Consider the following 22,999-nt stretch of genomic DNA (forward strand, 5'->3'; position numbering starts at 1 on the left):
TATGGTCTTTGTATAATCTGAAAGTCAATGGTAACGCTAACAGAGATTGTTGTGAAGAAGGAGAGAATACTTGAATGGATTCATTTCAACTAAATTGTTGGTCAGAACATGGAGAACTGAAAGTAGTGATGCTTTGTGCACCTTCACTCGTAGATGTAACGGATTTAACAATAGCAGAGCAGGTTGGTTGGAGTGATACAGTCAACCATCAGAAGGCGATGGATAATTTCATGGCATTAAAGACAACATTCGAAAACGCAGGGGTACATGTACTTGATTATGCAAGAGAACTAGCCCACGATCAGCAGCTATTAAGTGAGCAGCTCCTCAATCGTTATTTTGTGCGTGACCTAGCCTGTGTCATTGGGAATCGGCTTTTACTTGGAAATGCTGGAACCTCACTTAGAAAACCAGAGTACCCTCTTGCACATTCACTATTAGAAAAATGGTTTCCACAACAATGGAAAGCTAATTTGCAGCCGCTTCATTCCTTCGAATGTGGAGATTTGTTAATTTTAAATAAAGATGCTGTACTTATTAATCTTGGAATGAGAACTTCGATAGAAGCTATCGAAAGCTTAAAGGAAGGCATTTTTCAAGAGGGGTTTTCTGAAATTGCCATAATTGATTTACCGAAAAGCAATGATACGCTGCATTTAGATATGAATTGTAATGTTGTAAATGCGAATCTGGTTGTTGCTAAAAGCTTTGTACGCCATTTTCCTATTCAGGTGTTAACAGCTCAAAGCAGTCGTTTTGATATGGTAGAGTCATTTTTAAAGCGTCATGGTTTGGATGTTTACTGGCTGAACTCGTATAAGACCATTCCAGACATCAACTTTATTAACCTGAATCCAGAAACACTGTTGATAAGCAAGCAGGCAACACAACAACAATTATTAGCGCATCCACTGCTGAAGAATAAAAACTTGCTTGAAGTTGATGTCACGGAGCTTGAAAAAGGCGGTGGTGGCATTCGATGTATGACATTGCCATTGGTAAGAACGTAACGAAGGGTTGAGAACAAATGACTTCAAAATCAGCTAAAGGAAGTATGGCCTGGTGGCAGCTTTCGCTTCTTGGAATCGGTTGTACTTTGGGCACGGGCTTTTTTCTTGGGACAAGTATGGCCATTCATAAAAGTGGGCCTGCGGTATTAATTCCTTTTTTATTAGCGGCCATTTGTACGTATATCGTGTATGATGCACTTGTTAAAATGTCTGTGGAAAATCCAGATAAAGGCTCTTTTCGTACCTATGCCAAGCAAGCCTTTGGACGCTGGGCAGGATTTAGCAATGGCTGGGTGTACTTGATTTCTGAGCTATTAATCATGGGAAGCCAGCTGATGGCGCTCGGCATTTTTACGAAATTTTGGTTTCCGGCACTGCCCCTGTGGATTGCTGCTTCGATTTATGCTGCTATTGGTTTAGTCGTTATTCTCACAGGCATGAAGGGCTTTGAAAATTTCCAAAATATCTTCGGTGCCTTAAAGGCAGCTGCCATCATTATGTTCATTATTGTTGCAGTGGTTATCATCATGAGAGGTACACCATCTACTACAATGGCTTCACTTCAAGCTAATTATGAAGCATTTTTTTCACAAGGACTAAAAGGTATTTGGCTCGGATTACTTTATGCCTTTTATGCCTACGGAGGAATTGAAGTGATGGGTTTAATGGTCATCGATTTGAAAAATCCAAAAGAGGCGCCAAAAGCGGGGAGAATTATGCTGATCGTGATTACCGTTATTTTTATCATGGCCATCGCCCTTGCATTAGTACTCGTTTCGTGGAAAGACTTTTCGATTGATGAAAGTCCCTTTATTACAGCGCTTCAAGGACACCATATCCCTTTTGTGGCAGATATCTTTAATGGTGTGCTAATCATTGCTGGTTTTTCAACGATGGTGGCCTCGCTTTACGCGGTGATCACCATTCTCACTACACTTGCAGAGGATCATGATGCACCGGCAGTCCTTGCAAAGAAAGGAAAAATGAAAGTTCCTTTTCCAGCCTTTTTATTTTTAACGAGTGGGCTAGTAATTACGATTGTAATTGGTTTTTTGATGCCAGAAAAAATCTTCGAATATTTGATTACAGCGGCGGGTTTAATGTTGATCTATAATTGGCTTTTTATTTTAGTAACCTACTGGAAGCTCATGGAGTTAACTAAGTGGGGGCATGTAAAGAATGCTATGGGGATGTTGCTCATTGCTGTGACGGTATCTGGAACTTTAGGTGAAAAAACAAGCAGACTCGGTTTTTATGTGAGCCTGCTCTTTATAGTCTTAATCAGTGTGGCGACCTGGATTGTTGTGAAAAGGCAAAAAAACATTACGTAATGAACCGTTTTCCTGAGACATCCTTAAAAAAGGACATTTGGATGGACTATGGTTATCATCACTTAAGAAGTACTGCTTCCATTCATAACTATCTTCTTGCCCATACCATTTTAAATCTGGATGTCCTGGAACTGTGTCGTAGTCTGCAATCCGCTGACGAATGAGCTTTTTGATTTTTCGCCCAAAGGCTGTGGTGTCGTTTATATCATCGAATATCCAACGGGGTTGAATGGCCATTAATAAAGTGGAAAAATGACGACTCTTTCGCAATTTATGGGCTGGTGTTGCACAAGAGATAAAATAGGGTTCACCATGAAAGCAAAACTCCCATTCATGGTGAGTAGGCTCAATTGGTATTCCTTCAGGCCAATTCAACTCATCCAAATTGGTTAAATTATTTAATATGGACCAAAATAACTGCTGATAATCTGCTACCTCAAAGCTATCTTGCATATCGTGAGGGGTATGAAAGAACACAGTAAGAGTTGTATACTTCCCGAAAGTTCGTGATGCTTTCGTATAGTCCTTTAAGCATTGTGCTAACATTTTAATCGATTGCTCTTCCCGTGGATCCCCGACAAAACTATAGCGCAAATGGTTTGATAAAAAGCCCATTCTTGCTGGTATACACGGAAACGTATTTGCTTCATCCGCAATCGTGGCAGCAAAATCTGTATAGGCTGACCGTTGCCATAATGGAAGTGTATCAAACTGTTCTTCAATCCACTCCCGATCAAACACTACTTCCACTTGAGACTCCTCCTTCTACTCACCTTTATACTATTAAAGAAAAGACAAAGTGGTTACGAATCTGTGGTGCGTGACACTAAAGATTTTTAATGATTCAAGTCAAATTATGGCTAACCTTTTTGCGTGTAAGATGAATAATTCCATAAAGAAGAATAAGCAGTTTCGGTTTAGAAGTGATCACTCCGAGCAAGGAGATGAGCAATTTGAAGTAAAAGAGAGCGCTTCGAACCAAGAAAAGAGCGGCTTTGCATGAAAAGAGAGTGCTTCAAGCCAATAAAAGAGCGGCTTTGAATCAGAAGCGAGCACTTTAAACCAAAGAAAGAGCGGTAGCGATTGAAAAGTGATCACTTAGAGCAAAGGAAAGAGCGGTTTTGAACAAAAAATAATCACTTCGAGCAAAGAAAAGATCGGTTTTGAAAAAATGATCACTTCAAACCAAAGCAAGAGCAATTTCAGTCAAAAAAGATCTCGCCTCCTGCTTCTCCAATAGTAGCGATCACCACACCCGAAAAGCAGCATGGTCTTAGCCGTTTTGCTGTAAAACCTTTTCCTCTAAAATGGTTAGAGCATGTTGGATGTCCTTTAGATCATCCTGTGTTGCGTGTTGAATAAGCTGTAAAAAGCGTTCTTCGATACAGGCAAATGCCTCCTCCATCATTTTTTCACCCTCTTTGGATAAACGGACATACTGCTTTCTGCGGTCGGCTGTGTCGTTAAATTTTTCGATTAGCTGCCGTTCCTGCAATTTCCGAAGTTCACGGCTTGTGTTGGGTAGGGACATATGCTGACATTCACTGATTTCCGTTGGTGTGACAGGTTGGCTTACTTTAATATATTCAAGAATTTTATATTGTAGCGGTGTGATATTCGCAGTGTTAACATTTTGTGTGAGATCATGTGTCACTTGATGGATTGTGGCTGTAAATGCTACAAACTGATGAAATAAAGCGCTTTTATTCAATGGGATCACCTCTTACTGTCAAGATAACAAATAACTTGTCCTAAAACAATTATCATTTGACAACTAAAATGAAATGAATTATTATTTTGTTATCAAATGATAAGTAATGAGGAGGCGCACAATGAAAACGTTAATTGTTTATACATATCCCAACCATAAAAGTTTAAATTATGCTTTTTTACAAGAAGTGATAAAGGGGTGTCGAGAGAATCCTGCCATCGAGGAGATTCAGATACTAGATTTATATGAAGAAGAGTTCGATCCACGCTTAATTTTCCATGAACATAAACGACGTCGTGATATGTATCGGGATCCGAAAATGGAAAAATACCGCCAACAGCTCTCTTGGGCAGATCAAATTGTATTTGTTTATCCGATCTGGTGGGGGAGACCGCCAGCCATGCTGTTAGGATATATCGACCAATTATTTGCAGCAAATTTTGCTTATCGAGATACAAAGGGTTTATTTCCAGAGGGTCTTTTAAAAGGGAAATCTGTAGTCTGTGTGTCCACGATGAAGGGGCCAACCAATTATCCATTTTTATGGTTGAACAATGCACATAAAATTTTAATGAAAAGGGCGTTGTTTAAATTTGTTGGAATGAAAAAAGTGAAGTTTTTTGAGTTTGGTAATATGGAAAGTAAAAAGGGGAAGCAACAGCAAAAACTAAATAAAGTATATCGATACTTTAGTAAAGTAGCATACTAGAAAAAATAACTCATGCAGACGGGGTTAGTCGTTTGCATGAGTTGGCGTACTGTCGATGGGGACAGTAATCAAAAATCTTGTATATTCTGCTATTTTGCTTTCTACAGCAATGGTTCCATGATGCATCTCAATTATTTTTTTGACAATGGCTAGCCCTAATCCGCTACCGCCATTTCCAGCAGTTCGCGATTGATCGGCCTTATAAAACCTTTCGAAAATATGCTTTTGTTGTTCTTCGGTTAAGCCTATGCCAGTATCTTGAACCCGAACGGTTATCGTGTCGAACTGCTTTTTCATAGATAATGAGATGGTTCCATTGGTAGGTGTAAACTTAATACTGTTTGTCAGTAAATTCATCCAGACTTGATTCATCAAATCCTCATCTGCAGTGATGCTCAGGTTATCAAGATCGAGATCAAAGTCAATCTGTTTGGCTAACCAATTCGGTTCTAGTGCCAGCACAACATTGCGTAGTTGTTTATCGAGTCGATAAGTTATAGGCTCAAATGGATGATGCTGCGATTCTAAGGAAGTTAGCTTGAGTAAATTGTCGCTAATTTTTGATAGACGATTACTTTCTAATTCAATTATAGCTAAATAATGCTGACGTTTTTCTTCAGGTAGGTTAATATTTTTCAAAGCCTTGGCAAAGCCATTAATAGACGTTAAAGGTGATTGAATTTCATGGGAGACATTGGAAATGAACTCCTGACGCATTCTTTCCAGTTCACCTAACTCAACAGCCATATGATTAATACCATGAATCAATTGCCCAAATTGATCCTCCTCATCTGCTCTCAAATCCAGCTGAACATCAAAATCACCTTTTGCCATGCGGCTTAATGCATCTACAATCGTATCCCAATAGTTACGTTGTCGATTTAGTCCGATTAAAAAGATAATGGCAGCTGAACAGGCAAAGAGTGCAAACACCCCAATCACTGTTGCTAGTTGTAGCCAAAATCCATGAGGCTCAGTTCCTAACCGTCCATACAGCCATGAAGTTACATGATAGGAAATAAAAGCGAAAACGGTGTTTGCAATCAGAAACAGGCAAAAGACCATCGCTAATCTTAACAAGAATCTTCGTTTTCTCATGTGCCTAGTTCCAAGCGGTAACCAAGACCACGAATGGTGCGAATGACAAAGTCGCTCGTCTCCTGTGGAAAGCGTTCTCGTATTCTTTTGATATGGACATCAACTGTTCGTTCATCTCCCTCATAGTCGTAGCCCCAGATTTCTTCGATCAACTGTTCACGGGAAAAGGTTTTGCCAACATAGCTTGCAAGTGTAAATAATAGCTCGAACTCCTTCAAACGAAGGAGAATCGTCTCGCCGTTCATTTCCACTTCATGTGTATGGCGATTTAATTTGACATTTCCAGCCTCTACAACTTGAGAAAGGGAGATACGATATCTTTTTAAAATAGACTTAACACGTACGATTAGCTCGGCAGGCTCGAATGGCTTCACAAGATAATCATCTGTCCCTAAATGAAAGCCCTTGATTTTTTGAGAGGTTTCTCCTTTAGCTGTTAGCATAAGGATTGGTAGATCTGTATTGAATGAACGTATTTCCTCACATAATGCCCAGCCATCCATGTTGGGCATCATAATATCCATCACGACCATATCGACTTTCTCAGTGTCTAATTTAGACAGTGCATCGACACCATCGGTAGCCTCTATTACTTCTAAGCCCTCGTTTTGCAGAAACACTTTTACCAATTCGCGAATATGTGCATCATCATCCACGACTAATAGTTTTGTCATCTCAACAAACCCCTTTATTCTACGTCTTTAATGCGTAATTGCTGCATGGCAAACTCACGATACATAGCATGTGTTTCAAAGAGTGTTTCGTGTGTACCACAGCCTGTAATATGCCCTTTCTCAATAAACAATATTTGATCGGCATCTACCACTGTCGATAAACGGTGCGCAATGACTAGTGTTGTGCGTCCTTGCATTAAGTTGTCTAATGCTTTTTGTACATAAATTTCTGATTTACTATCTAAGCTTGATGTTGCTTCATCCAGCATTAATATTTGCGGATTACGTAAGAGCGCTCTTGCGATAGAGATACGTTGACGTTGTCCTCCTGACAGCTTGATGCCTCGTTCTCCAACTTCAGTGTCAAACTTGTCTGGAAGCTCGTTAATAAATTGATCTGCATAGGCCATTTTTGCCACTTTTTCTAGCTCATCATCTTGTACTTCACGGTCAATACCATAGCAAATATTTTCTCGAATTGTTCCTGATAGCAGGGCACTTTCCTGCGCCACATAGCCGATTTGACTGCGCCAAGAGTGGAGTGAGAATGTTTCGATTGGTGTATCTCCTAGTGTGATACTGCCGTTCGTTGGCCGATAATATCGTTCTAGCAGTGAAAATGTGGTTGTTTTACCGCCGCCGCTTGGTCCAACGATGGCTGTTACTTTGCCTGGCTCAATTGTGAAGTTAATATCGGATAAAATGGGTTCCTCACCATAAGAAAAATCAACATTTTTAAGATAAATGGGTTGATCTACTTTTTCTACTGTTAAGCCTTCTTCAATATGTTCTTCCTCGTATTCAAGCAATGCACTAATTCGTTCTGTAGCACCCATGGCTTTTTGGAGCTGGGTAAAGAACATCGTTAATTGCGTCATTGGCATAATGATTTGGATTAAATATAAAATAAATGCCACCATATCGCCAGCCGTCAGCTCTCCAGAGGAAACACGGACACCACCATAGCCAATAATAGCTACAAGCACAGACATCAGAACGAATGAAATCAGCGGGGAAATCAGTGCATGAATTTTTGCTTCTTTTAAGCCAAATGTAAAGAGATTCGTAATGCCCTTTTTTCCACGCTCATATTCAATTTGCTCAGCATTTGAAGCCTTGACTAGGCGCGTTTCAGGTAAAACTTGATTTAATACAGACGTAAATTTTGCTGTTTCATCTTGCATTCCTTTTGAAATCACAAACATGCGTCGCCCTAACAACATTAAGATCACCATAGCCAGTGGTACGGCAATCAGCATGACTAATGTCATTTTCCAATCTAAAAATAGAAGAATGATAATAGAACCTATTATGGAGATAACGCCAGATAAACAGTTTGCTAAATGCTCTGTTATAAGCTCTTTCACAACCGCCGTGTCATTCGTAACACGGCTCAATGTTTCACCAGTATCATGTTCATCATAATAAGGGATTGGTAAATGCAACAGCTTTCTCCATAGCTGGTCACGTAATTTTGCCACAACATGATGTCCAACTCGATTTAAATAATAGATGGATAATCCACTGGCAATAGCCTGTGCGATAAAGGCAATACCTAGTACAATAATTTGCCAATAATTAAGCGATTCTAACGAAAAGCCATCCACTAATTGTTTTGTAAATAATGGAACAATAAACCCTACACCTGTCGTTGCTAAACTCATCACTAAAGCGATGACAAGTAGCCATATCGGTGGTTCGGCACGTTTTACTAACTGTATAAAACGGCGCCAATCTTTTTGTTTAGACATATCATTTGATGTTTCTTGCAAAGAAATAAGCCTCCTTCATTGTCTGAAAACAATGTATTTCGTTTCTATGGCTTTACTATAGCATGCGTTTATGAACTGAATATGAAATGAATGGTCATCAAAAAAGGTGATGCGATCACCACCTTTTGATACTAGTCTGCAAATTCATCGTGGTATAAAGACTTACCAAGCAAGCGATAGATTCTTAAGGCTAGCTGGATTTGTAACAGCTCCTCATAGCTTTTTAAATCGGTTTTTAAAATTTCTTTAATCTTTTCAATCCGATAAATTAACGTATTGCGATGGATAAACATTTCCTTGGCTGTTTCACTTATATTCATATGATTGATAAAGTAATTTTCTAATGTAAGTAGATAGCTTGTCCCATGTAATAGATCATGCTCAAAGACAGAACCCAAGCTTTCTAAGAAAAAGTCCTTTAGCTGCACTTCATTAATATTCGAATCTAAAAAATGATAAATGGAGTGATCCGCATAATGAGCCACTGCCCCACGCTCTTCGAAGCGGTGCATAAGACGGAGAGCTTCATGTGCCTCTGCAAAGCTTTTATGGACAAAACGTATATGTTTATATTCTTTGCCAATCCCCATTAAGAAAGAGCTTTGCGTATGTTGCTGTACTAATAATTGGAGAATGTTTTCTGCGTATTGCTTTGTTTCATTGATCGTGAAATCTTGTTTGCTGTCTTGCTGTCCAACTAATATAATGATTTGATTGTTGCGATAAAGGCATGTAATTTCCCCATTAATTGTGCTAGAGTGCTCATAAATTAAATTCATACATTTTTTTGCAATATTATCGGTTTCGTATTTTCTAGAAATTAAATCATGCTGGTTTTGCAAATTTTCATGGCTAATAGAGATGACGATGCAATAATATTTATGGTTGATCTTTAAGCCGTGGAGATCGCATAGTGTTTGTAGCGTTTCAAGCGAAGTGATTTTTCCAGTCAATAAATCATCAAAAAACTCTTGTTTAATCTTTAGACGTACACCCTCAATTTCCTTCTGTTTTATCCTTTCTAGTGCCACAATCGTGGAGGCTTGCTCTAAAACGATGAAATCAAACTCATTCAGATCCCGTACAGTTTGCCAAATGACAATATAGCCATAAATATAGTTGGCTACTGCAACAGGAAGAATTCTACATTTTATGGCTAGATCTTCTAATTGATAGATTCGTGTAATGGATTTTTGCATTTCATTGAGATCATTCGGAATGGTATTTATAAAATCCTTTGAAAATGTTGGACGATTCTTCTTTAAATTAATGCCATAGGCAAGGGGCACAGGATTCGTATCAAGATCTGTATAATGCAGTAAATTCCAGTCATTATCTAAAAAAATAATCGGGTTATTAATTGTTTCAGCTAACTTAGAGGAAATAGATTCGATGCCTCCTCCTTCAAGCGCCACCTTAAATAGCGTATTGTGCATGTCCAAAGATTTTCTATTTAATAGATCATAACGGCCGGATGCCTTTTCATTGATAATCGAGATGACCTTGGAAAGGGTGTAATTATAAGGTAACTCTAATAACGGCAATCCATGCTGATTGGCAATATCGATCATGTTTTGAGGCGTCTTTTGTAAATAGCGTCTCATTTTAATAACAAGGCCTGCACAATTGATTTTAGAGATTTCTTGGATAATTTTATTTTGTAAGGCTTCGTCATCTTGGAAGATGTAACCAGTCGTTAACAGTAATTCATTCGGTGTCAGCCAATCAAATGCATCGGGATTTTCGATAATATTCACAAGTGCAATTTCATTGTGAATTCCTTGCTCTCCAGCAACAATTTTAATTCCTTCAAGTGCCTTTATCTCTAATATATCTTTAATTGTTAGCAAATGATTTCACTCCTTCGCCATAATCTTATCACAAAACATTGTACATATTGCCTAAATGATCTTCATTCTTTTTGGTTTTGCTAAACAATGATATCTACGGCATAAGAGAATAAAATAAAGCTTGTAAGACGGAAATGTGAAAGTAGTAACATTCTCGCGGTTTATTTCTTTTTAGTTGAAATGAACAATAGGTCAGAGAAATGGAGGAATGAAATTGGTAGATATGAATGTGGTCTCAGAATTTTTAACTGCAGCTGAAGCAGGTGATAATAACGCTCTGAAAGGTTATTTACAACAAGGTGTGGATATTAATTCTCAAAATAAGCGCAAACGTACAGCAATTTTACTTGCTGCGATGAATGATCAATTAGAAACAGTAAAATTTTTAATTCAGGAAGGGGCAGATATTGACCTTCAAGATCAAATTTGTTTAAACCCATTTTTGTATGGATGTATAAATGGAAAGTTAGAGCTTGTGAAAATAATGCTACAAGCAAACACAGATTTAGAGCGTTTAACACGCTTTGGCGGTGTAGGGATTCATCCAGCAAGTGAGAAGGGCTTTGTTGAGGTAGTTCGTGAACTTGTAACGACTACAGACATCAATGTCAACCATACAAATATTTGTGGATGGACACCATTGATTGAAGCCATTCTCCTCAATGATGGGGGAGAAAAGCAACAAGAAATAGTTCGTCTATTAGTAGAACATGGAGCAGATACACAATTAGTGGATCAATATGGTGTGACACCATTAACAATGGCTAAAGAAAAAGGATTTACTGAAATTGAAAAAATTCTACTAGAAGCAGGAGCGAAATAGTAGTACTCCTACGACATAAAGAGGTGTACATATGATACATGCCAAATTAGGTGATGATTATTTCCTGCAGCAAATAGTGGCGACGTTTACGGGAACGGTTCATAGCGTGTTTAAACATGCCTTAAATATACGGAGTGATGGTAATGATGAAATTTTTACACTTGCTACGAAGGCAATGGATCGGGCACCCAATACACTTGTCATTGATCTTGATACATTGGATCACCTGGGCATTCAGCAACATGACAGGGTATCGGTTCGCCATAATCAACTATTAATAGAAGAAAAATTAATAATAGCGATCCCAACCGCCTCTCGTTGGCAATGTCAGCTACCTATTTATCCAGCAAATTGTACACGCTTAAAAATGAATATGATCCGTGTAAAACAATTCATTGATTTACATGGGAAAGGCGGCGGCATAAAACGTAATGATTCTCCCGTCAGTGAATTTGAAGCGGAGACATCGAGATTATTACAGCAGCGTACAACTTTACTTTATGAGGAAATATTGAATCAACGTTTGGATCGTTTTCAGGCATATGCTGCTGATTTAGTAGGCTTGGGGCCAGGGCTAACACCATCAGGGGATGATTTTTTAGTAGGCTTATTTGCTATCATTCACTTACAAAATAGCCCGTGTTCTATGTATAAACCTTTGTGTGAAAGCGTCATCAAAGTGATTCAGCCTTTGACCAACGAGATTAGCTTTACAACATTGAAGAAGGCAGCATATGGACAAGTAAGGGAGTCCATCTGTTCATTCATACACGCCATTTTATATGGCACAGAAGTGGAATCCATTGAGGCTCTGAGAAAGGTGCTTGCTATTGGCTCTTCCTCAGGAACAGATATTGCCTTAGGGCTGATAAGTGGCTTAGAAGCCAATATAAAATTAGGAGGATAATGATGAGTATTAAAGTCGTAATTAAGCGCAACACATATTTTGATTCAGTGTCATTGATGTCACTATCTACAAAAGCGAATCAAATTGAAGGCGTCGAGCAAGCATTTATTGGTATGGGTACGGAGATGAACAAAGGAGTCATTCGTAACGTTGGTTTGATGACGCCAGAAGTGGAGGAAGCAACAGCAGGGGACTTAATGATTATTGTTAAAACTGCTAATGCGGATCAAACAGAAAGCGCTTACCTAGCAGTGGAAGAATTACTAACAAATAAAGATAAAGCACAAGCAAAAAGTGATATTAAATATGCAACGATTGATTCAGCTGCACAAGGAATTCCTGATGCAAACTTTGCGGTCATTTCTGTCAATGGGGCATTTGCTGTTCGCGAAGCACGCAAAGCACTTGAAAATGATCTACACGTGATGCTGTTCAGTGATAATGTAAGCGTTGAAGACGAAGTAGAATTAAAAACTTTAGCACATGAAAAAGGCTTATTAATGATGGGACCAGACTGTGGTACCGCTATTATTGGTAATACAGGACTTTGCTTTGCAAACGCTGTAAGAAAAGGCAATATCGGTATCGTAGCGGCATCTGGTACAGGTAGCCAAGAAGTAAGTGTTCGCATTCATGACTTCGGTGGTGGTATCACACAACTGATCGGTACTGGCGGAAGAGATTTAAGTAAAGAAGTGGGCGGTATGATGATGCTTGATGGAATCAAAGCACTAGAAGCCGATGAAGCCACTAAAGTGATTGTACTTGTATCGAAGCCACCTGAAGCAAGTGTTGAGAAAAAAGTACTCGCACAAATTAAAGAATGCAGCAAACCGGTAGTGGTTTATTTTATAGGTGGTAATGAAGAGGCTGTAGTGGCAGCTGGTGGACAATTTGCTAAAACATCGAAAGAAGCAGCCTTAAAGGCAGTCTTACTAGCAGGTATTGATGAAGCAGGTATTAACAAACGTGCGCTTAACATTCCATTAGTTGAAGAGGTTCGTGCAAAATTAGCGCCAGAGCAAAAATACATTCGTGGGTTATTCTGTGGCGGTACGCTTTGTGATGAATCTATGTATCTAGCTATGGAAAAATTAGATAATATTTACAGTAACATCCAAAAGAATCCTGATTTCTTATTGAAAGATATCAATGTGAGTCAGGAACATACATTCATTGACTTCGGTGATGATGATTTTACAAATGGTAAACCACATCCAATGATCGATCCGTCTTCTCGCATAGAGCGCTTCTTACAAGAAGCAAAAGATCCGACAGTTGGTGTCATTGTGATGGACTTCGTATTAGGCTTTGGCTCTCATGAAGACCCAGTAGGTGTTATGCTTCCAGCCATCATTGAAGCTAAACAATTTGCTGAAAAAGAAGGTAGACATTTAGAGATCATTGGGTATGTCCTTGGAACAGACTTAGATACGCCAAACATAGATGAGCAAGTGGAAAAATTAGTCGATGCAGGTGTTACACATGCAAGCAGTAGTACAAATGCAGGATTACTTGCTAGAGAAATGGTGTTGAAAGGAGAAAATCATGAGTAAGATTAATGAACTTTTCACAAGTAAAATTAACGTAATTAACGTAGGTATTGAACTTTTTAAGGATGATATATTAGCACAAAATGCAAGTGCTACACACCTAGAGTGGTCACCACCGGGTGGAGGTAAGCCAGAAATTATTGCAGCACTAAACAAAATCGATAAAGCAGAACTTGCTGAAAAAATCGAAGCAGCAAATCGTCTTGCAGTGGAAAAAATTGTTAACTCTCAACCCGTGTTGATTGGTTTCGATCAAGCCATCAATGTTGTACCTGGCATGACGAAAAAAACAATTTTACACGCAGGACCACCCATTACTTGGGAAGATATGAATGGCCCAATGAAGGGCGCTGTGATGGGTGCTCTTGTATTCGAAGGATTAGCAAAAGATTTAGAAGAAGCAGCAGAGGTAGCGGCGTCTGGAGATATTACATTCTCACCTTGCCATGAGCATAATGCAGTTGGTTCAATGGCTGGGGTAACATCTGCTTCGATGTTTATGCACATCGTTGAAAATAAAACGTATGGCAATATCGCCTATACAAATTTAAGTGAGCAAATGGCAAAAATCTTGCGTATGGGTGCCAACGATGACAGCGTTGTCGAGCGATTAATATGGATGCGTGATGTGTTAGGACCAATTTTACGTGATGCAATGAAATTAAATAAAGACGGCATCGATCTACGATTAATGCTTGCACAAGCGCTCCACATGGGTGACGAATGTCATAACCGTAATAATGCAGGTACAAGCTTATTAATTCAAGCATTGACACCATATATCTTAGAAACAGATTATCCTGTTGAACAAAAGCGAGCAGTATTTGATTTCGTGGCAAGTAGTGATTATTTTTCAGGTCCTACATGGATGGCATGCTGTAAATGTGCATTAGATGCTGCACATGGAATCGAATATAGTACTGTCGTGACAACAATGGCACGTAACGGTGTAGAATTTGGTGTTCGTATTAGTGGCATGCCAGGTAATACATGGTTTACTGGCCCAGCACAAAAAGTAATCGGACCGATGTTTGCTGGCTACAAACCAGAGGATTCAGGTCTTGATATAGGGGATAGTGCTATTACAGAAACTTACGGTATTGGTGGTTTCGCAATGGCTACTGCACCAGCAATCGTTGCTTTAGTAGGTGGAACAGTGGATGAAGCAATTGGTTATTCTCGTAAAATGAAAGAAATTACGACGACAGAAAACCAAAATATTACCATTCCATTATTAAACTTCATGGGAATTCCTACTGGTATTGATATTCGCAAAGTCATCCAATCAGGTATTCTTCCAATTATTAATACAGCTATCGCACATAAAGAGGCTGGAATCGGTATGATTGGTGCTGGTATTACAAATCCTCCAATGGAAGCTTTTGAAAAAGCATTAATTACAATTAGTGAGAAGTGGGCTTAAGCCCACTTCCTATAAGTAGGAGGAGCTTTCTATGGAACACGCAAAAATTGAACAGTCCAATCAAGATTATAGAGCACTTGGCTATTCGGAAGAACTTTTACCAAAAGGTCCTCAGGAAAGAGACTGGGGAATCTTTAACTACATTACCGTGTGGATGGGTGCAGTTCACAATATTATGTCTTATATGACGGTTGCAGGGTTTTTTGTCTTAGGATTATCAGTTAATCAAGTTTTCTTAGCCATTATGCTTTCAGCAGTAATCGTCTCAGCAGGCTATTGCTTAAATGGATATTCCGCCTCTAAATATGGCATTCCGTTTGCCATATTACTAAGAGATTCATTTGGAGTAAAAGGCTCTATTATTCCGGCGTTATGTCGAGGGTTGATTGCTGGGGTTGTATTCTTTGGTACGACGACCGTTGTGGGCGCTCAATCCCTTAATGTATTATTTGCAAGATTTATTCCGAACTATATGTCTATTGGTGGAGACTTCACTATTTTTGGCTTAGATGTTCCGACTATGATTTCTTATATTATTTTATGGGTAATTACAGTTTTACTTTTTTTAGGTGGCATGGATATGCTAACAGTCTTCGGTAAATACTCATCACCGATTGTTTATATTTTCATTATTGGCGCAGCGATTTGGGCAATTAATATTGCTGGAGGAATTGGACCAATTTTAGAATATAAGCCTTCTACCACGATGGAAAGTCCATTGGTCTTTATTGCATGTGTTAGCGCATTGGTGTCTAACTGGGCTGGTCCAATTGTAAATATTGCAGATTTTACGCATAGAGCTAAATCGCCAAAAGCAATGATCTATGGCTTATCCATCGGTATGATCGGCTCGTATCTATTATTTGCGATTACTTGTATTAGTTTAATAGCAGGGACAGAAATTGCTTTTGGGCAACCAATTTTTAATATTGTAGATGCTATTGATAAAATTCAAAATCCCTTTTCAGTGATTGTATTAATTTTAGCTTTAAATGTAGGCGCAACAGCTTTTGTAGTTTTTGGTAATTTATTACCATCTGGATTACAAATGACAACTTTATTCCCTAAAGTATTTACGGTCAAAACAGCAGGTATTTTAACAGCGATTATTGGCACAGTCATTTTGCCTTGGAAACTAGTATCGAGTACAGAAACGTTATTTTTCTTTTATAGTTTTATAGGCTCTATGTTTGGACCGATTGCAGGTATTATGTTGTCTAGCTTCTTTATCGAGCGTAAAAGACGTTTAGATTTATCTATGATGTATGTGGAAGAAGGTCATAATGGAGCTTATAAATCTGGCTATAACATCGTAGCATGTATCGTTCTATTAATAAGCTTCCTCTTACCAATGTCAGGTGCTTTCCTGAAAAGTGTGCCGTTTTTAGTACAGCTAAATAACTTTGCTTTCTTTAGCGGACTGATCGTGTCATTCATTTTATATACGCTGTTATATAAATTTAATCAGCAAAATGTTCAAAATAGTGTAGAAAAAGAAGTAGGGGTGTAGTTGTGAATAAATTAGTAATTGTAGCAATCGGCGGTAACTCGTTGGTAAAGGATAGTGGAAGTGAATCTATTCAAAGTCAGCAAGAGGCAGTTGCTCAAACTGTCGAGCATATCGCGGATATGATTCAGGAAGGTTATAAAGTGGTTGTCACACACGGCAATGGTCCACAAGTTGGTTTCACTTTACAAAGAAGTGAAATTGCTAATGAAGTATCAGGCATGCCAGCAATTCCGTTAGTAAACTGTGTGGCTGACACACAAGGTGGAATTGGCTATTTAATTCAACAAGCATTAATTAACGAACTGACTAAACGTCAAATTAATAAAAAGGTAGTTAGTGTGATTACACAAGTTGAAATCAATGAACATGATCCCAACTTTATTAACCCTACAAAGCCAGTTGGTTCATTCTTTACAAAGGAGCAAGCGGAGGCGATGCTAGTAGAGCATCCAGATTGGAAAATGGTAGAGGATTCTGGCCGTGGCTACCGTCGCGTTGTGCCTTCACCAAAACCAATCGATATCGTGGAAAAAGAGGCGATTAAATCATTAATTGATAATGATTATGTCGTGATCGCTGTAGGCGGTGGTGGAATTCCAGTTGTGAAAAAAGAAAACAATGTCTATGAGGGTGTAGATGCAGTCATTGACAAAGACTTTGCAACAAGTCTATTAGCGGCACAAGTAAATGCGGATTCATTAATTATTACAACGGGTGTTCCGCGTGTGTTTATTAACTTTGGAAAACCTGAACAACAAGCACTTGAAGAAATTACTGTTGAGGAAACAAAGCAGCATGTTCAAGATAATCAGTTCCCGCCAGGAAGTATGCTACCAAAAATCGAAGCAAGCTTAAGCTTCTTAGAAAATGGTGGTCATCGAGTAATTATTACAAACCCTGAAAGTCTGAAAGAAGCGATCAATAATCAGGCTGGTACTCATATTATTAACTAGGAGGAATCACGGTATGGATTATATTCAACTAGCTGTTGACAAAACAAAAGAAGGCATCGATCAAAATATTGGTGGACCATTTGGTGCAACCATTGTAAGAGGTGATGAAATCATCGCTGTTGTTGGCAATACAATGATGCGTGATACAGACATCACTGCACATGCAGAAATAGTAGCCATTCGTGAAGCCTCTAAAAAGCTTGGCACAATGGATTTATCCGATTGTGTCATCTACGCTACTTGCGAACCATGTCCAATGTGTGTGGGCGCTATTATTTGGTCGGGTATTAAAGAAGTTCATTATTGTAATACAGCAGAAGATGCTCATGTACATGGCTTTTCTGATATGCATCTACGTGATTACTTAACGGGTAAAGATAAAAGTGTCCTGAGCATGCAAAAAATTGAAACGACTGAAGAATGTGATGCTTTGTTCCATCATTTCAATGACAAAATGGCTAATAGTAAATAGATTAGAGCAGTCATATACTGCTTAAGTCTTTCCAGTGAATTAGAGTAGGGATCTCGTTATGGAGAATCCCTTTTCTAATTTTCAACCAAAAAGGTGTAAAATAGATACTATACAAGCGTACATTTGGTCTGATTTTCATCTTCGTAATTCTTCAAAAGGAGCTGTTTACATGATCTATAAAGAACGTTATCAACAATTACTAGATAAAATGAATCAATATAATTCAGGCGAAAAAGGGATTACGAGAGTTGCCTATACGAATGAAGAACAGGCTTGTTTACATGCCTTTATTCGTTTATGTAAAGATGAAAATCTTCAAATTCATATTGACCATTGTGGAAATCTTATTGCTCGAAGAGAAGGCAGTGTGCCAGGATTGCAGCCTGTTGTCATGGGATCTCATTTAGATACTGTCTATCAAGGCGGTAAATATGATGGCGTTGTAGGGGTAACCGCTGCCCTAGAGGTCATCAAGCGATTAAACGAGCGATCTATTGTGACAGAGCATCCAATTGAAATTATCGCCTTTGCCTGTGAGGAGTCTTCAAGATTTGGTGTGTCAACAGTAGGCAGTAAAGCAATGGCAGGATTAATTGATAAAGAAAAATATCGCCATTTAGTCGATCGAGATGGTATTACGATGGAGCAGGCTTTTGCTCATTGTGGACTTGATTTTAGTAGTGTTGATCAAGCGACAAGAGTAGAGGAAGGATTCCATGCCTTTTTCGAATTGCATATTGAACAGGGACCACTGCTAATTAACTATGAAAAGAAAATTGGTATTGTCACAGGGGTAGCAGCACCAGTTCGCTTATTAATGAAGTTAAATGGAAAAGCGTCCCATTCAGGCACGACTCCAATGAATATGAGAAAGGACGCTCTTTTAGGAGCATCCGAATTGGCATTAGAATTAGAAAAAGCGGCGATAGCAGAGCAGGAGTTTGGCACTGTGGCAACTGTTGGAATACTAGAGGTTGTGGCAGGCTCGATGAACGTAGTTCCAGGTGAAGTGGAGTTAACTGTAGATATCCGATCATCCTCTGTGGAATCGAGAGAACGTGTGCTTCAGCATTTTTATACGGTTATTGCAAACGTTCAACAAAAGAGGCAGCTTGCGATTGAATACAATGTCATTAGCTCAGAGGATCCTGTCCAGCTTTCTCCAAAGCTAATGCAAGATTTAGAAACAATTTGTGTAGAGAAGAAACTATCCTATCAATATATGCAAAGTGGAGCAGGTCACGATTCTATGAATATGACAAGGCTCGGACCAGTTGGCCTTATTTTTATTCCTTCAGTGGATGGTTTAAGTCACCATCCAGATGAACATACGGAGCTTGAAGATATATTAATAGGAATCGATGTTTTAGAGGCAGTTGTGCTAAGATATGCTTCAGTCAGCTAATTAGCAAGCATCAGTTGAAGACGCTACATGTATGGCCAGTGTCATCCCGTGAAGGCAATACAACAAAGGCACAAAATCGATTCCATCATTAAAAGACGACCTTCCTTGTTAGAAAGTCGTCTTTTTCATGTGAATATGATGCATTTGTGGTTGCTTTTGGTTTCCAATTTTTAGTTGAATCAGAATCATCACAAGGACGATGATGATCATGCCAATAATAGCAGTTGTAAAATTGCCTGTGAAATCTCGAACAAGACCGACAAAGAAGGGGCCCAATGCAGCAAATACAAAGCCAACTGATTGTGTCATAGCAGCTAAGAAGCTAGCCTCGTGAATATCTTTGGCCTCATCAATTGGTAATGTTAGCCCTAATGAGAAAAGCCCACCTGCACCAAGGCCAATCAGAATACTGCTCAGCCAAGGATTATAAGAAAACAGTAGCATCAATAAACCAATTAATTCTAATGATGAACTACCTACTAGCCATACGGCTCGATGCTGAAAACGGTTATTTAATATAGGCACTAAAAATGTAGCTGGCATTTGGGCAATTGTTAATAGTGTCAGCATCATTCCAGCGTCGTGTTTGCTATAGCCTAAATTTTCTGCGATGGGAGGTAACCAAGCCATGATGGTATAAAACATAAAGGCCATTAACCCAAAAAAGCCTGTTAAAAGCCAAGCCTTTTGATTCATTAACATTTGCTTCACACTGTTGCTCTTACTAGGTGAATTTGTGACTGATGCAGTAACTGCTTTTTGTTCAATTGGCTTCCACCAAAAGAATAAAGCGATTAAAGCAAGAATAGCCCAGGAGGCAGAAGAAGCTTGCCATGAATGAAAAAAATTGCTTAGTGGAATAGAAAGCCCAGAGCCAAGTGCAGCTCCTACTACAAGTGCTAGCGAGTAAATCCCCACTACACGGGAAGGGTTCGCAAATTTCTCCTTAATATAGCCCGATAACAGTGGTCCTACGATGGCAATGCCAATGCCTGATAACAAGGCTGTTACTAGCATGACCCAAGCAGTATTAGCAAAATATCTGGTAGCTGTTGCTAGTCCAATAAGAATAAGAGCGTAAGCGATAGTTCGCTCGATGCTCCAACGATTAGCTAGTTTGATTGCGAAAGGTGCAAATAAGCCCATACATAGCACAGCTAAAGAAGTTAGCAAACTAGCAGTAGCTGCGCTCATATGTAAAGTCTGGCGAATAGTTCCTAATAAGGGGGACACCGAAGTAATGACAGGCCGTAAATTAAAAGAAGCTAAAATAATGGCAATAATTGGTACAATTTTGTGATTTATATTCATTGTCTTTCCTCTCCGTCCTATCAAATAAATAGTAAGCCTAAATTGAAGTCTATCTGAATTAGAATGATTGAACAATACTATTATTACTATTACAATGATAGTTAGAAACTATGATAGGGCGTGGTCTATGTGGAAATACGGCATCTGCATTATTTTATGGCAGTCTATGAGGAGCTACATTTTACAAAAGCTGCTGAGAAACTTGGCATCTCTCAGCCAACGTTAAGCCAGCAAATACGTGTGCTGGAGGATGAGCTAGGAATGCCATTGTTCGATCGTATTGGCAAAAAAATTGTTGTGACTGAGGCAGGCTCTCTTTTGTTTAGCTATACAACAGAGGTATTTAATACATTACAAAATGTCAAAGATTCGATTAAAGATTTACAGGGGCTACAAGGGGGACAAATAAGTATTGGCATCATGCCATCTGATCTTGATTATCGGATTACACAGCTTGTTATTGATTTCCATCAAAAATTTCCAAAGGTAAAATTAAAGATACTTGCTTCCATCGATATTATGCGGCAGGTTCTCGAAAATGAAGTGGATATCGGTATTGGGACGAATGTAGAATCAGATGATCGATTGGTCATTATTCCTTTATGTAGAGAGGAATATGTACTGACCGTTTCAAAGGAGCATCCATTGGCACAGCAAACAGTGATCCCAATTGCTGAATTAGAAGGACTTCCTATGGTGATGTATCCAGAAGGTTTTCTTGGTAGAGAGATAGTAGAAGAGGCTGTAAAAAAGCATGGTTTTCACATTCATTCTATTCTTGAAACAAGCTCTGTCACGTCCATTATGAATCTCGTTCGAGCCAATATTGGTGTAACGGTGCAACCCTATCCTTTGCTCCAACAAATGAATGATCCTAGTTTGTGTAGTATACGAATTTCAAATGGTGCTCCAAGCCGAAGCCTATCCATTATTTTCCGCGTAGATCGCTATGTTAGTCAGGCAACTACTGCTATGATTGAGCAAATTAAACATTACTTTAAAAGTAAATAGGGTTAACAAAAAGGAAGATATAAAAATATGTTCCTTTTTTTGGGGAGTTCACATATACTATTTATAAACCGACAGTCAGTCTAAATTGTAGGGCAAGTCCTAGAAGCTTGTGCCTACAATTTTTTAACATATTAAATGACCGACTGTCGGTCTAAAAATAATAAGGGGTGTTTTTTATATGGGAATGCTAGTCAAAGAAAAAGGCTTTTCGAAAGATTTTATCATTATGGTAGCTGGGCAGATTATTTCTATTTTAGGCTCTGCGCTTTTAAGATTTGCTCTTTCACTTTTTGTTTTAGATATAACAGGACGGGCAGATCTTTTTGCTGTGCTTTTCGCTATTTCAAGCCTTCCTGTTTTACTTACACCATTTGGTGGCGCTATAGCAGATCGTTTTAATCGGCGAAATTTAATGGTCCTATTTGATTTTATCAGTAGTGGCATTGTATTGATTTTTTTTATTGTATTACTAACAGACAATCATTCTGTGCTATGGATTGGGTTGGTTATGGTGCTTCTTTCATTCATTAGTGCCATGTACACGCCAGCTGTAATGGCTAGTATTCCGCTATTAGTTAGCGAACAAAAGCTTGAGCAGGCTAATGGGATCGTCAATGGGGTCCAGGCATTAGCAGGAGTGACAGCACCTGTGCTAGGGGGGATACTATATGGAATGCTTGGCCTCAAACTTCTCGTCATAGTAAGTGGTTTATTATTTTTCTTTACGGCTATTGTAGAAATGTTTATGACAATCCCATTTGTGAAACGTAGCTATGATGGTCATTTGATGCCGACCTTAATCAAAGACATGAAAGAAGGTTTTACTTATGTGGTGAAGCAAACTTTTATTTTAAAATGTACGCTACTTGCTGCTTTATTGAATTTACTATTGACTCCACTTTTTATCGTTGGTGTGCCTATTATTCTTCGTGTCACGATGAAAAGTAGTGATACATTGTATGGAATAGGAATGGGGATTATTGATTTTGCGACGATTTTAGGCGCGTTAACGATGGGGTACTTTGCAAAAAAGCTGCGTATTCACACCCTCTATATTTGGGTATTGATGTCAGCCTTTTTGGTAATTCCCATGGCTATGTCTGTGCTACCTCGCGCCCTTCAAATTGGCTATTATCCATCGTATAGCTTATTTATTGGTTGTGCTCTTATCATTGCGATGATGATGACGATTATCTCCATTTACGTAATGACCCTTGTCCAAAAAGAAACACCAAATGAACAATTAGGGAAAGTCATGGCAATTATGATGGCAGTATCACAGTGTATGGCACCACTTGGGCAGATGGGGTATGGGTTGCTATTTGAGTTCTTTCAAGCCAACATCTATATACCAGTCTTTATAATCTCTGTGTGTGTATTATTATTAGCTTTCGTAACGAGAAGAATATGGCGATTGGAGGTCAAATAAATTGCTGGAACAAAGAAAACCACCTTTTCATGGGTAGTTTTCTTTGT

20 protein-coding genes are annotated in these 22,999 nt (G+C 38.8%); 13 read left to right on the forward strand and 7 right to left on the reverse strand.

All coding sequences use genetic code 11. The features are described 5' to 3' along the window. Positions 1-74: 74 nt before the first annotated feature. Together VK91_RS00955 and VK91_RS00960 are read left to right on the forward strand one after the other, a co-directional pair. Complete coding sequence (locus VK91_RS00955) at positions 75-1,010, forward strand: arginine deiminase family protein (RefSeq protein ID WP_048389934.1); 936 nt, start codon at positions 75-77, stop codon at positions 1,008-1,010. A 17-nt stretch (positions 1,011-1,027) separates the two neighbouring features. Further along, positions 1,028-2,341, forward strand: coding sequence for an amino acid permease (locus VK91_RS00960; protein ID WP_048389935.1), 1,314 nt, complete (start codon positions 1,028-1,030; stop codon positions 2,339-2,341). Here the strand turns inward: VK91_RS00960 and VK91_RS00965 are convergent. Together VK91_RS00965 and VK91_RS00975 are read right to left on the reverse strand one after the other, a co-directional pair. Next, entirely contained in the window at positions 2,288-3,091 is an 804-nt protein-coding gene (locus tag VK91_RS00965) for a YqcI/YcgG family protein (RefSeq protein ID WP_048389937.1), read from the reverse strand. The genes VK91_RS00960 and VK91_RS00965 overlap by 54 nt on opposite strands. A gap of 523 nt (positions 3,092-3,614) precedes the next feature. Next, positions 3,615-4,052: a MarR family winged helix-turn-helix transcriptional regulator gene (locus tag VK91_RS00975; RefSeq protein WP_016994314.1), complete on the reverse strand. Its 438-nt coding sequence runs from the start codon at positions 4,050-4,052 to the stop codon at positions 3,615-3,617. A 121-nt stretch (positions 4,053-4,173) separates the two neighbouring features. Between VK91_RS00975 and VK91_RS00980 the strand changes: the two genes are divergently transcribed. Continuing rightward, on the forward strand, positions 4,174-4,761 hold the full coding sequence (locus VK91_RS00980) for an NAD(P)H-dependent oxidoreductase (protein WP_004232802.1): 588 nt from the start codon (positions 4,174-4,176) through the stop codon (positions 4,759-4,761). Between the two features lie 24 nt (positions 4,762-4,785). On the opposite strand, the gene VK91_RS00985 is transcribed toward VK91_RS00980, so the two are convergent. From VK91_RS00985 to VK91_RS01000, 4 genes are all read right to left on the reverse strand, one after another. Further along, on the reverse strand, positions 4,786-5,859 hold the full coding sequence (locus tag VK91_RS00985; RefSeq protein ID WP_197078702.1) for a cell wall metabolism sensor histidine kinase WalK: 1,074 nt from the start codon (positions 5,857-5,859) through the stop codon (positions 4,786-4,788). Further along, a complete protein-coding gene (locus tag VK91_RS00990) occupies positions 5,856-6,533 on the reverse strand; it encodes a response regulator transcription factor (RefSeq protein ID WP_048389942.1) in 678 nt (225 codons plus the stop codon). The genes VK91_RS00985 and VK91_RS00990 overlap by 4 nt, the downstream gene beginning before the upstream one ends. Before the next feature lie 14 nt (positions 6,534-6,547). Then, positions 6,548-8,305: an ABC transporter ATP-binding protein gene (locus VK91_RS00995; protein ID WP_048389943.1), complete on the reverse strand. Its 1,758-nt coding sequence runs from the start codon at positions 8,303-8,305 to the stop codon at positions 6,548-6,550. A 131-nt stretch (positions 8,306-8,436) separates the two neighbouring features. Next, entirely contained in the window at positions 8,437-10,155 is a 1,719-nt protein-coding gene (locus VK91_RS01000) for a PucR family transcriptional regulator (protein WP_048389945.1), read from the reverse strand. A 214-nt stretch (positions 10,156-10,369) separates the two neighbouring features. Here VK91_RS01000 and VK91_RS01005 point away from each other — a divergent pair, with 214 nt between their 5' ends. The 8 genes from VK91_RS01005 (at position 10,370) to VK91_RS01040 (ending at position 19,201) form a co-directional block, all read left to right on the forward strand. After that, positions 10,370-10,978, forward strand: coding sequence for an ankyrin repeat domain-containing protein (locus VK91_RS01005; RefSeq protein WP_081011059.1), 609 nt, complete (start codon positions 10,370-10,372; stop codon positions 10,976-10,978). A gap of 31 nt (positions 10,979-11,009) precedes the next feature. Next, positions 11,010-11,885 (forward strand): DUF2877 domain-containing protein, encoded by an 876-nt coding sequence (locus VK91_RS01010; protein WP_048389949.1) that lies wholly within the window; start codon positions 11,010-11,012, stop codon positions 11,883-11,885. Between the two features lie 2 nt (positions 11,886-11,887). Next, on the forward strand, positions 11,888-13,441 hold the full coding sequence (gene fdrA, locus VK91_RS01015; protein WP_048389950.1) for an acyl-CoA synthetase FdrA: 1,554 nt from the start codon (positions 11,888-11,890) through the stop codon (positions 13,439-13,441). After that, a complete protein-coding gene (locus VK91_RS01020) occupies positions 13,434-14,861 on the forward strand; it encodes a DUF1116 domain-containing protein (protein ID WP_048389952.1) in 1,428 nt (475 codons plus the stop codon). The genes fdrA and VK91_RS01020 overlap by 8 nt, the downstream gene beginning before the upstream one ends. A gap of 31 nt (positions 14,862-14,892) precedes the next feature. After that, positions 14,893-16,371 carry a cytosine permease gene (locus VK91_RS01025; protein WP_048389954.1) on the forward strand — a complete coding sequence of 493 codons (1,479 nt, stop codon included), beginning with the start codon at positions 14,893-14,895 and terminating at the stop codon, positions 16,369-16,371. A gap of 2 nt (positions 16,372-16,373) precedes the next feature. After that, entirely contained in the window at positions 16,374-17,324 is a 951-nt protein-coding gene (arcC, locus tag VK91_RS01030) for a carbamate kinase (RefSeq protein ID WP_048389956.1), read from the forward strand. 13 nt (positions 17,325-17,337) lie between these two features. Continuing rightward, complete coding sequence (locus tag VK91_RS01035) at positions 17,338-17,796, forward strand: nucleoside deaminase (RefSeq protein WP_048389958.1); 459 nt, start codon at positions 17,338-17,340, stop codon at positions 17,794-17,796. A 169-nt stretch (positions 17,797-17,965) separates the two neighbouring features. Further along, complete coding sequence (locus tag VK91_RS01040; protein WP_048389960.1) at positions 17,966-19,201, forward strand: Zn-dependent hydrolase; 1,236 nt, start codon at positions 17,966-17,968, stop codon at positions 19,199-19,201. A gap of 108 nt (positions 19,202-19,309) precedes the next feature. On the opposite strand, the gene VK91_RS01045 is transcribed toward VK91_RS01040, so the two are convergent. Further along, positions 19,310-20,512, reverse strand: coding sequence for a CynX/NimT family MFS transporter (locus VK91_RS01045; RefSeq protein ID WP_048389962.1), 1,203 nt, complete (start codon positions 20,510-20,512; stop codon positions 19,310-19,312). 129 nt (positions 20,513-20,641) lie between these two features. Here VK91_RS01045 and VK91_RS01050 point away from each other — a divergent pair, with 129 nt between their 5' ends. Next, on the forward strand, positions 20,642-21,523 hold the full coding sequence (locus VK91_RS01050) for a LysR family transcriptional regulator (RefSeq protein WP_048389964.1): 882 nt from the start codon (positions 20,642-20,644) through the stop codon (positions 21,521-21,523). Between the two features lie 178 nt (positions 21,524-21,701). Beyond that, positions 21,702-22,952, forward strand: a complete 1,251-nt coding sequence (locus VK91_RS01055; RefSeq protein ID WP_048389965.1) for an MFS transporter — start codon at positions 21,702-21,704, stop codon at positions 22,950-22,952. Positions 22,953-22,999: the final 47 nt, after the last annotated feature.

The sequence above is a fragment of the Lysinibacillus sp. LK3 genome (assembly GCF_001043675.1).
GTDB classification, from domain to species: Bacteria; Bacillota; Bacilli; order Bacillales_A; family Planococcaceae; genus Lysinibacillus; species Lysinibacillus capsici.

Coding starts and splice junctions, on each gene's coding strand:
- VK91_RS00955 (WP_048389934.1), top strand. CDS start 75: ATGGATTCATTTCAACTAAATTGTTGGTCAGAACATGGAGAACTGAAA.
- VK91_RS00960 (WP_048389935.1), top strand. CDS start 1,028: ATGACTTCAAAATCAGCTAAAGGAAGTATGGCCTGGTGGCAGCTTTCG.
- VK91_RS00980 (WP_004232802.1), top strand. CDS start 4,174: ATGAAAACGTTAATTGTTTATACATATCCCAACCATAAAAGTTTAAAT.
- VK91_RS00985 (WP_197078702.1), bottom strand. CDS start 5,859: ATGAGAAAACGAAGATTCTTGTTAAGATTAGCGATGGTCTTTTGCCTG.
- VK91_RS00990 (WP_048389942.1), bottom strand. CDS start 6,533: ATGACAAAACTATTAGTCGTGGATGATGATGCACATATTCGCGAATTG.
- VK91_RS01010 (WP_048389949.1), top strand. CDS start 11,010: ATGATACATGCCAAATTAGGTGATGATTATTTCCTGCAGCAAATAGTG.
- fdrA (WP_048389950.1), top strand. CDS start 11,888: ATGAGTATTAAAGTCGTAATTAAGCGCAACACATATTTTGATTCAGTG.
- VK91_RS01020 (WP_048389952.1), top strand. CDS start 13,434: ATGAGTAAGATTAATGAACTTTTCACAAGTAAAATTAACGTAATTAAC.
- VK91_RS01025 (WP_048389954.1), top strand. CDS start 14,893: ATGGAACACGCAAAAATTGAACAGTCCAATCAAGATTATAGAGCACTT.
- VK91_RS01035 (WP_048389958.1), top strand. CDS start 17,338: ATGGATTATATTCAACTAGCTGTTGACAAAACAAAAGAAGGCATCGAT.
- VK91_RS01040 (WP_048389960.1), top strand. CDS start 17,966: ATGATCTATAAAGAACGTTATCAACAATTACTAGATAAAATGAATCAA.
- VK91_RS01045 (WP_048389962.1), bottom strand. CDS start 20,512: ATGAATATAAATCACAAAATTGTACCAATTATTGCCATTATTTTAGCT.
- VK91_RS01055 (WP_048389965.1), top strand. CDS start 21,702: ATGGGAATGCTAGTCAAAGAAAAAGGCTTTTCGAAAGATTTTATCATT.